This window comes from Brevundimonas sp. CURTG3B2_SDJG, assembly GCF_057364705.1.
Genome location: NZ_JBNFOJ010000483.1, coordinates 1 through 1,283 on the forward strand (window position 1 = coordinate 1; position 1,283 = coordinate 1,283).

The 1,283-nt window shown below is 73.4% G+C and carries 1 protein-coding gene and 1 pseudogene; both read right to left on the reverse strand.

The features are described 5' to 3' along the window. Nucleotides 1–49 precede the first annotated feature (49 nt). On the reverse strand, nt 50–394 hold the full coding sequence (locus AC2W7C_RS18075) for a C15 family peptidase (RefSeq protein WP_486002593.1): 345 nt from the start codon (nt 392–394) through the stop codon (nt 50–52). 369 nt (nt 395–763) lie between these two features. Beyond that, a pseudogene (locus AC2W7C_RS18080) lies at nt 764–1,283 on the reverse strand (tipN); the annotation flags it as partial.

Here is a 1,283-nt window from a genome sequence, read left to right on the forward strand (position 1 = left end):
CGGCGGCCGGGCTATTGGCCGCCCTGCCGTTGCGCAGGCGGTTGGCCGGCTAGAGGGCGCGGGTCCGGCCCATCGGCGACAGGTGGCGGGCCATCGCCTGAGCGGCTGTCTTCACGGCCCGCTGCATGGCGGCGTCGGGCTCGTCGTCGGGGACCCTGAGCAGGCCCACGGCCGGGGTGTCGGATCCGTCCGACAGGCCGGTCAGGACGCGGTACAGCAGGAAGCTGCCCGCATCGTCCTCGGCCTCCGAGGTGGCTTCGGCCGACAGGCCGGCGTCGTGCAGCGCCCGCACCATCTCCGCGACCGGCGCAGTGGCGCGCGCCACGCTGGGTCCGACCCCGCCGATCCGCCGGACTCCGTCCGGGGCCCGATCCTCGGCGCGCATCTGCAGCACGGACCGCCGCCCGGGCGGTGCGTGCGGCCCACCAGCAGCATGGCGCGGCAGCGCGGATCGGCGAGATGCTCCGAAAGGGTGGCGGCCAGCGCCTCGGGAGCGTCCGCGTCTACCGCCACGGTGCGGGCCCCGCTGGGACTCCACGGCTCGCCGGACAGGTCCTCGATCGGGTCCCAGCCGCTCTCTCCCGGCTCCCAGGCGCAGATCACGATGGTGGGACGGGGATCGGTCGGCGTCTGTTCGATGTCGGCCATGATCCGGGATCTAACGTGACAATACCGTGACAGAGGTGCCCACGGTGTGGTCATCCCGGCGGCCCGTCAAGACGAAATTCATCCCACGAAAGCTCATTGACCCCGGTTTCCCCGATCAGGCGAGGTCGCCGATAGCGGCGTCCAGGAGCATGAACGCCCGCCCGCCGTCCGTGGTCAGACGACCCAGGACGGACGGACCGTCGCCCGCCCCGGCATAGTCGGCGAGCTCTCGGCCGATCGACCGGACATAGGCCTCGGCGTCTGCGCGCAGATCGGGATCCGTCAGCACACGGCGCGATACGCTGCGCACGGCGGCGGGGGCCACGCGCCGCACGATCTGCCGGGATCGGTCGGCGTCCCGTTCGCTCAGCGCCTGGGCCGCCTCCTCGACCCGCGAACGGGGCAGGAGGGCGTTGGGGTCCACCCCCATCCGACGGATGGCGGCCACGACGCGCTGGCCCAGGGCCTCAGCGTCCTCTCCCGACGGCTGGGCGGCGGGCATGACCGGGGTGTCCAGGTCCAGCGGCGCTTCGCCGGGCCCGTCGTCGACCAGGTCCGACCAGTCCAGGGCGCCGGCCTTGGGCGGGTTCAAGCCGGGCGGCGGCTCCAGTTTCAGACCGGCCGCGCAGGCCGAA